Consider the following 8,030-nt stretch of genomic DNA (forward strand, 5'->3'; position numbering starts at 1 on the left):
GCCCTTTAAAACCATTATGACGGATTGTCATTAGCCAATTCCGGGTTTTCCACGTCTTTTGGCAACTGGACCGATTCGTCCACAGTAATTTCCGCTTCAATCTTCAGTTCACCGGGCGACACGCCGCTCGTGCCTTTCGGTTTTTTCAGCTCCGCTTCCACCGTCGTATCGGTCGGTGTAATGACTCCGGCGTTGACTTCGACGACAAATTCCGTCAAGGCATCCACCACTGTCGGTGGACCTGAAATCTTCACGGTTTCACTGGACGGCGTCAGCGACTCGATCGTGACGCCAGTCGGTGGCTCGCCGTTTTCTTCAATCGAAACAGGAATTTCTTTGCTGTATTCTTCAATATCCACGGCCACTTCGACCGCTTCCGGTTCAATCGTAACGTTTTCAAGCTTCGTCAAATCATTCGCCAGAACCCGGACACGCGCTTCCGTTGTAAAAGAATCGTCCAGTCCGGCTTCCCCCGTAACGGTCGCTTTCACAAAACTGATGGCATCAATGACGCTCTTTGGACCGGTAACTGCCACCGTCTTCGGCTCCGCACTTATGCCTTTCAGCACAAATCCTTCTGCCAGCAAGCGCTCGTTGATTTCCGGATCAATCCGGAATTCCTGCGTAACCCGTTCTTCAATCTTAATATCAATAAAAGCCGGGGAGATCTGCACGCGCAGCTCTTCCGATAAATTCTCCGTTTGGATCGGCACTTGGTGTTCGCCAAGCGTCAAATTGCGCAAATCCACAAACAGCGTGAAATCCTTCAGCTGCCGAGTGGTCTGCACAATGCTCGTAGGACCTGAAATGGTCAAATCGACGGTTTCCGGCAACCCGCTGACCATCAAGTTTGTATCATCATAGAATACTTCGAGTGCCACGTCTTTCAGCTCTTCTGTCACGGTGCCGCTGCCAGCCGAATCGACCGCCTCGTCTCCCGATTTCACAGTGAAAAACAGAAGAAACGCTAAAAGAAGGGCCATAATCCGCAAAAACCAAGGGTTATCCATCATTTTATCCATTCTTTTTCCCCCTCCAATTCCAACGGGAAGAGTCGGCAGTCTGCTGTTCTGCACCAAACCAGATGCGGCGCAGTTTCACTTCAAAGTCTTCCAAAGACAGATTGCGGTGCAAATCGCCGTTTGCCGTCAAACTGATGGCGCCGGTTTCCTCCGACACAATGACCGTAATCGCATCCGTCACTTCACTGATTCCGAGTGCTGCACGGTGCCGCGTTCCCAGTTCTTTTGAGATGAACGGACTTTCCGACAACGGCAAGTAGCAAGCGGCGGCGGCGATCCGGTTTTTCTGGATGATCACGGCGCCGTCATGCAAAGGCGTATTCGGGATAAATAAGTTAATGAGCAACTCTGACGTAATGTCTGAGTTCATCGGGATGCCAGTTTCAATATACTCGCTCAATCCCGTTTCGCGTTCAATCGAAATAAGCGCACCGATGCGGCGTTTCGCCATATAACTGACCGATTTCGACATCGCATCAATTAGGCGGCCCCGCTCCGATTCCTCATTCAATTGGCTGCTCGAAAACAGCTTTCCTCGCCCCAACTGCTCCAAAGCACGGCGCATTTCGGGCTGGAAAATGATGATAATGGCCAAGAATCCCCAGTTCAATACTTGCTGCATAATCCATCCAAGCGTTTCCAAATTGAGTGCCTGGGTAATCAGATACGCAATAATGATAAAAAAGATTCCTTTTAACAATTGGACGGCTTTCGTCCCTTTAATAATGGTGATCAATTTATATACAACGAACCATACCAATAAAATATCAATGACATTCACTAAAAGTTCGAGTGGTGTTTGGTCGGTTAAATTCTCCAAAAACGGCATCTGCAACCCTCACTTTTCAACATCTGCATATCTAACAGTATAGCATAATCAAATCGCGCCTGCCTCGCCTGGAGGGGGTCTAAAAGGCATAAACTCTCTTCAAAATTTTTACAACGGGTTCGATAGAACCCATTTCCAACTCATTTGGCCCACGCGATTTCCGTTCCATTGCCAAACAGACGAACTTTCTTCCCTAGGCCTGTCCCACAAAAAAATTTTTTATAAAAAAACAACTCCATAAGCCGGTGGTGCTGGCTTACAGAGTTGCCTCGTTATTCTTCCGTATCTTCGCTGCCGCCAAAAATGGAAGCCGCTTCTTTTACGCCTGACTTAATCTGGTACCAGAGCCATTCGAAAGCCCGGTCGATTTCTTCGATTTCTCCAGTGATGACACCGCTTGATGCCATGTACTTTCCGTTGACGATAGTGACATCACCGCGCAGTTCACCCTCTACCCGGATGTCGCCGTTTCGGACCGTAATGTCTCCCGTCACGACTTCCCCTTCCGGCACAACCACTGTCTCGCCTTCCACTACCAGGTTTTCCTGTTTCGTGAAGGCGAATTGCTGGTCGTTGTTGAAGTTCGTGAACAAAGCCGCACTCATCAAGATGCAAAACAGCGCGGCCGCTGTCAGAATCGGATTTTTGCGGAGCCAGCGCTGGACGCCGCCTCGCTGGCTTTGTTTCGGCAGCCGCTGCATCGTCTTTTGGACAAAATCGGCAGGTGCCTGTATATGAGATGCACTTTGCACAAATGCAATCGTTTTGGTCAGTTCGTGGTATTGCTTTCGACAATCGATGCAGCTTTCTAAATGCGCCTTCAAAACCGCTTCATCGGCAGCATTTATATCCCCATCTAAATAATCATCCATATACTGAATGATGTTCTCCGGACACGTATTCATCGTGCTCGCCTCCTACAAATTGCTCAATTGCTTCCGAAGAGCTTCTCGTCCCCGGTGTATCCGCGTTTTCACGGTCCCAAGCGGCAAATCCAAAATTTCGCTGATTTCCGCCAGCGGCAATTCTTCAATGTACTTTAATACAATAGCGGCACGGTACTTATCTGGCAAGCGGCTGATCTCATATTGCACGCGTTCCTGGACTTCCATCCGCATCAGCTCTTCTTCCGGGAGCTGATCATCATTGGCAATAGAGGAGTACATATCCAAGCCTTCCGTTCCGCGCACTTCCGCATCCAGATGGTAATCCGGCTTTTTCTTGCGGATCCGGTCAATGCATAAATTCGTCGCAATGCGGTAAAGCCATGTCGAAAATTTACGCTGCTGATCGAACGTATGAAGATTGACGTAAGCACGCATAAACGCTTCCTGCGCAATATCTTCCGCTTCATGCTTATTGTTCAGCATGCGGTAGCAGATTTGATAAAGCTGGTGCTGATACAGCTCAACGATTTCGGCGAATGCGTTCTGATCGCCTTTTAACACTTTTTTTATTCGTTTATTGACTAACGCATCCATAATCTCATTTCCCTCCGCCTATGCGGCTGTCTTTTATATACGGACTAGATTTCAAAAGGTTTCAAATTAAATTTTCTTTTTACAAATCTCTTTCTATCGTATCAAAGTTTACCCATTTAAATCCATGAAATTCTGAAGCTCTTTCCGATATAAAAGCTTTTCCCAATAAAAGACGAAGTTTTGCCCATAAAAAAACAGGCTTTCGCCTGCTTTTCGTGCGTTTATACTAATTTTTCACCAAACAGCGAACCAATCAATGCGACCGCTACATCCGCCGTCCGGTTCTTTTCATCCAAAATCGGATTCACTTCTACAAACTCGGCAGAAGTAATGATGCCGGCGTCAAATAATAATTCCATTGCCAAATGGCTTTCGCGGTAAGTGATCCCGCCCGGAACCGGCGTACCGACACCAGGCGTGTAAAGCGGATCAATGCCGTCAAGGTCCAGCGATAAATGCACGGCATCTGTCCGGCGCTCTTCTTTCAAATATTGAATGGCATCTGCAATGACTGCATTCATGCCCATTTTATCGATTTCGTGCATGCTGTAAACGCGGATGCCGCGCTCTTTGATGAGTTCGCGCTCCCCTGGATCAACCGAACGCGCACCGATAATGACGATGTTTTCCGGCTTCACTTTCGGCGAATAGCCGCGGATATGCGTCAATTGCTCGTGTCCAAGCCCGAAGCTTGCAGCAAGCGGCATGCCGTGGATATTGCCAGATGGCGACGTGTCGCTCGTATTCATGTCGGCGTGCGCATCATACCAAATGACGCCCAGGTTTTCATGGCGTTCGGAAATTCCCGCAAGCGTCCCGATCGCAATGCTGTGGTCGCCGCCTAATACTAATGGAAAGTTTCCAGCTTCCGCCACTTCAAAAACTTTTGCGCCAAGTGCTTCAGTTGCTTCTGTAATCACTTTCAAATTGCGCAGGTTCGTATGTTCTTCGACTGAACCATCTGCTTGCCCGATTTGGATGTCCCCTTCATCCTTCACCGTATAGCCGAGGTCCTCGATGCGCTCCACCACGCCAGCGTAGCGAATGGCACTTGGCCCCATGTCGACGCCGCGGCGATTTTGCCCGTGGTCCATTGGTACACCGATAATCGATACATTCTTTTTATTCATGATTTTATTCCCCCTTACCAAGATGCATTCATTGTAACTGCTAAAGGGGACTTGGCTCAACCGTACAAAATCACGTATATTTATTCAACTTTTCCAACAACTCTTTTTCTACTTTCGGCCATTCTCGGTCGATGATGGAATAGACGACCGCATCTCTCGGTTTGCCGGTAGACCGGATCCGTTCATTCCGCAGCACCCCTTCTTTTACCGCACCGATGCGTTCCAACGCTTTTTGCGAACGGAGATTTTCCGCATCGGTCTTGAATTGCACCCGGATCATGCCGCGTTCTTCAAAACAATAGTGGAGAAGCGCCAGTTTCACCCGGGTATTCACGTGTGTGCGCTGGACCGATTCGGCATAGAACGTAGAGCCGATCTCGCAACTTTTATTCGTTTCATCAATCGCATAGATGCGGGTCGTGCCGATCACTTCCGCCGTTTCCGGATTTTCGACGGCAAAAATCAGCACGTTGGATTGGTTCAATCCCGCCGCTAGCCACGCTTCCAACTGCTCAAAAGTCTCCACTTTTGTCAGCATGTGCTCGAAAATTTCCGGTGTATACAAATCCCAAAGTGCTTCAAAATCCTCTCTCTTCAATAAACGCAAGCGAATTCCTGGCTGTTCAATAATCATTTCTATTCCTCCTAACTAAAATAGACCGATTGGATCCTCTGCAAAAATTCCCGTTCAAGTTCCCCCATCTCTTTCGCTAAAAAATAAGTCGAAACTTGAGGCAGTGGAAACAAGTCAAAATGGGCATCCATCAAGCGCCCTTCAATCAACTCCCGGCGAACCATTGACCTTGGAAGAAATGATACGCCGAGCCCTTCCTGGATAAATCGCTTCACGATATGCGCTTGTGTCACTTTCATTGTCCGAATCCCTGTCACCTGCAAGCGCAGCTTCAGCAACAGCTCTTCCCAAAATAACGGATGGTGGTGAGTAAACAAAATCGATGATTGGAGCATGGCTTCTGCTGAAACAGTTGGGCCGCTTTCGTCATCATACGCATCTCGCGGCAAGATGAATAAGAGTGGATCGTCATAGACAATATCGTGGAGAATATTTCTTCGTACCGGCGGCAATGCAGAAATTCCTGCTGAAACTTCGCCGCTTTCCACCAAATCCTCGATTTTCTCGGATTCTTCTACTTGTATGTCCAATTCAATATCGGGATGCTTCAAAGTGAAAGATTTTAAGATATAAGGAAGAACCGTTTCAGCCATCAACGGAGAAATAGCCAATCGCCATTTCTGCCGGTAGCCTTGGGCAAAAGCATGCAGTCCGTCAATGCTCGCATCCACTTGCTCTAAAATTCTTTTGGCTTCCCCGTGAAAATGGCGCCCTTCTTCCGTCAGTTCGACCCGGTTCTTTTCGCGCTTAAATAGAGAGATGCCTAAACTCTCTTCTAATAATCGGATGTGCACGGTCACGTTGGGCTGAGACATCAGCAGCCGTTCAGAAGTCTTTCTGAAGTTCAAGGTTTCCGCAGCATCCACAAAAGTCTTTAACCACGAAAGCTCCATAATTGCCCCCTTTTTTAATTAATAATTTGAATTGACTTAATTATATATCTTTAATTTTTATAATCAATATCGCGCGGTATGATAAAAGAAAAGGAGGAGAAGAACCATGTTTCAAAAAGGACTAAAAGGTGTGGTGGCGGTGCAGACAAGCATTTCATCAGTTGACGGGGATAAAGGAGAATTGCGTTACCGAGGAAAACTGGTAGATGAAGTGATCAAAGGAAAATCATTTGAGGAGACGGCTCATTTCTTATGGCACGGAAAGAGTGGAGATTCAGTAGAACTTGAAGAATGGAAAGCTTCTTTTCTTAAGTTCCGGAAAGTGCCGGAACATATTGTAGAAATAGCAAAGCTGTTGCCAAAAGAAGCTTCTATTATGGATGGGCTGCGCACCTTAATATCTGCTTATAGCTCACAAGCATTTTCACGCATTCCTTCTGAGCAGCAAGCATTGTCCCTAGTGTCTGTTTTTCCGGTTTTAACGGCTTTGCTCTATCGCGTACAGCAAGGGCTTCCCATTATCGAGCCACGGGACGACTTAAATCACACGGCCAACTATTTATGGATGTTAAAAGGCACAGAACCTACAGTTGCACAAATTGAAGCATTGGAAACTTATTTGAAACTCACCATGGAGCACGGCATGAACGCGTCCACGTTTGCCGCACGCGTCACGGTTTCTACCGAATCTGATATGGTCTCTGCCCTTACTTCAGCAATTGGAACCATGAAAGGCCCATTGCATGGCGGCGCGCCTTCCGGTGTTATCGACCTTTTGGAAGAAATTCAATCTCCTGAACGGATTGAACCGGTCATTAAAAACAAACTCGATCGAGGCGAGAAAATTATGGGGTTTGGCCACCGCGTTTATCGGACGGAAGATCCGCGTTCGATTTTATTGCGTAACGCCTGTCTGGCACTTGAAGGAGAAGACGCTTGGCTGGATTTAGCTGTGTCTGCAGAACAGGAAATCATTCGCTTATTAAATGAGCGAAAACCGGGACGCGCCCTTTACACCAATGTTGAATTCTATGCAGCTGCGATTATGCGCTCCATTGATATGCCGCCCGCACTATTCACGCCTACTTTCAGTGTGGCGCGCATCGTCGGCTGGACTGCCCATGTATTGGAACAGCAGCGGGACAATGTCATTTTCCGGCCGCAATCCGAATATATCGGAAACTAACTAAAAAAAACCCGTCTCCAAATTAATGGAAACGGGTTTTTTACACATGGATAGTACAAATACACATGGAACAATGGAGCCTAGGGGGCTCGAACCCCTGACCTCGACGCTGCCAGCGTCGCGCTCTCCCAGCTGAGCTAAGGCCCCGCGCTGAACAGGCGCAGGAAAAATAAAAATGAGCCATGAAGGATTCGAACCTTCGACCCTCTGATTAAAAGTCAGATGCTCTACCAACTGAGCTAATGGCTCGAAAAATGGCTGGGGTACCTGGATTCGAACCAGGGCATGACGGGATCAAAACCCGTTGCCTTACCGCTTGGCTATACCCCAAAGATAAAACTGGTGGTGGGGGGCAGATTCGAACTGCCGAACCCGAAGGAGCGGATTTACAGTCCGCCGCGTTTAGCCACTTCGCTACCCCACCGAGAAGAATGGTGGAGGATGACGGGATCGAACCGCCGACCCTCTGCTTGTAAGGCAGATGCTCTCCCAGCTGAGCTAATCCTCCACTAAAATCATTTCAAAAATAAGTTGGTGACCCCTACGGGATTCGAACCCGTGTTACCGCCGTGAAAGGGCGGTGTCTTAACCGCTTGACCAAGGGGCCGATATAAATAGTATAACAGTCTCTCACCAATCTACAAAACCTTATGGAAATCAAAAAGCTTCCAACCGGGTTCGAACCGGTGACCTCTTCCTTACCATGGAAGCACTCTACCTGCTGAGCTATGGAAGCAAGGTAAAAGATTCGTTGCGGTAAAAAACATAAAATAGCCCAGCGACGTCCTACTCTCACAGGGGGAGACCCCCAACTACCATCGGCGCAAAAGAGCTTAACTTCCGTGTTCGGGATGG

The 8,030-nt window shown here is 47.9% G+C and carries 8 protein-coding genes, 7 tRNA genes and 1 rRNA gene; 1 reads left to right on the plus strand and 15 read right to left on the minus strand.

Features of this window, described 5'->3' with window-relative positions:
- Positions 1 to 14: 14 nt before the first annotated feature.
- The 7 genes from MTR82_RS14770 to MTR82_RS14800 all read right to left on the minus strand — a co-directional run bounded on the left by MTR82_RS14770 (position 15) and on the right by MTR82_RS14800 (position 5,989).
- Entirely contained in the window at positions 15 to 1,022 is a 1,008-nt protein-coding gene (locus tag MTR82_RS14770) for a CdaR family protein (protein ID WP_246809644.1), read from the minus strand.
- Positions 1,015 to 1,851 (minus strand): diadenylate cyclase CdaA, encoded by an 837-nt coding sequence (gene cdaA / locus MTR82_RS14775; protein ID WP_052654022.1) that lies wholly within the window; start codon positions 1,849 to 1,851, stop codon positions 1,015 to 1,017. Before cdaA ends, MTR82_RS14770 begins: the two co-directional genes overlap by 8 nt.
- A gap of 272 nt (positions 1,852 to 2,123) precedes the next feature.
- Complete coding sequence (locus MTR82_RS14780) at positions 2,124 to 2,756, minus strand: anti-sigma factor family protein (protein ID WP_246809645.1); 633 nt, start codon at positions 2,754 to 2,756, stop codon at positions 2,124 to 2,126.
- Positions 2,757 to 2,768: 12 nt separating this feature from the next.
- Positions 2,769 to 3,332, minus strand: a complete 564-nt coding sequence (gene sigW, locus MTR82_RS14785; protein ID WP_052654028.1) for an RNA polymerase sigma factor SigW — start codon at positions 3,330 to 3,332, stop codon at positions 2,769 to 2,771.
- Positions 3,333 to 3,553: 221 nt separating this feature from the next.
- On the minus strand, positions 3,554 to 4,462 hold the full coding sequence (gene rocF, locus MTR82_RS14790) for an arginase (RefSeq protein WP_052654031.1): 909 nt from the start codon (positions 4,460 to 4,462) through the stop codon (positions 3,554 to 3,556).
- Between the two features lie 70 nt (positions 4,463 to 4,532).
- Positions 4,533 to 5,096 (minus strand): GNAT family N-acetyltransferase, encoded by a 564-nt coding sequence (locus tag MTR82_RS14795; protein WP_246809646.1) that lies wholly within the window; start codon positions 5,094 to 5,096, stop codon positions 4,533 to 4,535.
- Positions 5,097 to 5,107: 11 nt separating this feature from the next.
- The gene (locus MTR82_RS14800) at positions 5,108 to 5,989 is read right to left on the minus strand and encodes a LysR family transcriptional regulator (RefSeq protein WP_246809647.1); all 882 of its coding nucleotides are present in this window, start codon (positions 5,987 to 5,989) and stop codon (positions 5,108 to 5,110) included.
- Between the two features lie 106 nt (positions 5,990 to 6,095).
- On the opposite strand from MTR82_RS14800, the gene MTR82_RS14805 reads away from it, so the two are divergent.
- A complete protein-coding gene (locus MTR82_RS14805; protein WP_246809648.1) occupies positions 6,096 to 7,175 on the plus strand; it encodes a citrate synthase/methylcitrate synthase in 1,080 nt (359 codons plus the stop codon).
- 74 nt (positions 7,176 to 7,249) lie between these two features.
- Here MTR82_RS14805 and MTR82_RS14810 read toward each other — a convergent pair.
- The 8 genes from MTR82_RS14810 to rrf all read right to left on the minus strand — a co-directional run.
- Positions 7,250 to 7,322: transfer RNA gene (locus tag MTR82_RS14810), tRNA-Ala, on the minus strand.
- 29 nt (positions 7,323 to 7,351) lie between these two features.
- Positions 7,352 to 7,424 (minus strand) — tRNA-Lys (locus tag MTR82_RS14815).
- A 6-nt stretch (positions 7,425 to 7,430) separates the two neighbouring features.
- A tRNA-Gln gene (locus tag MTR82_RS14820) sits at positions 7,431 to 7,505 on the minus strand.
- 10 nt (positions 7,506 to 7,515) lie between these two features.
- Positions 7,516 to 7,599: transfer RNA gene (locus MTR82_RS14825), tRNA-Tyr, on the minus strand.
- An 8-nt stretch (positions 7,600 to 7,607) separates the two neighbouring features.
- Positions 7,608 to 7,683 (minus strand) — tRNA-Val (locus MTR82_RS14830).
- Positions 7,684 to 7,707: 24 nt separating this feature from the next.
- A tRNA-Glu gene (locus MTR82_RS14835) sits at positions 7,708 to 7,782 on the minus strand.
- Positions 7,783 to 7,838: 56 nt separating this feature from the next.
- A tRNA-Thr gene (locus MTR82_RS14840) sits at positions 7,839 to 7,911 on the minus strand.
- Positions 7,912 to 7,948: 37 nt separating this feature from the next.
- Positions 7,949 to 8,030: ribosomal RNA gene (rrf, locus tag MTR82_RS14845) — 5S ribosomal RNA — on the minus strand; the annotation flags it as partial.

This window comes from Planococcus ruber (genome assembly GCF_022819085.1).
GTDB classification, from domain to species: domain Bacteria; phylum Bacillota; class Bacilli; order Bacillales_A; family Planococcaceae; genus Planococcus; species Planococcus ruber.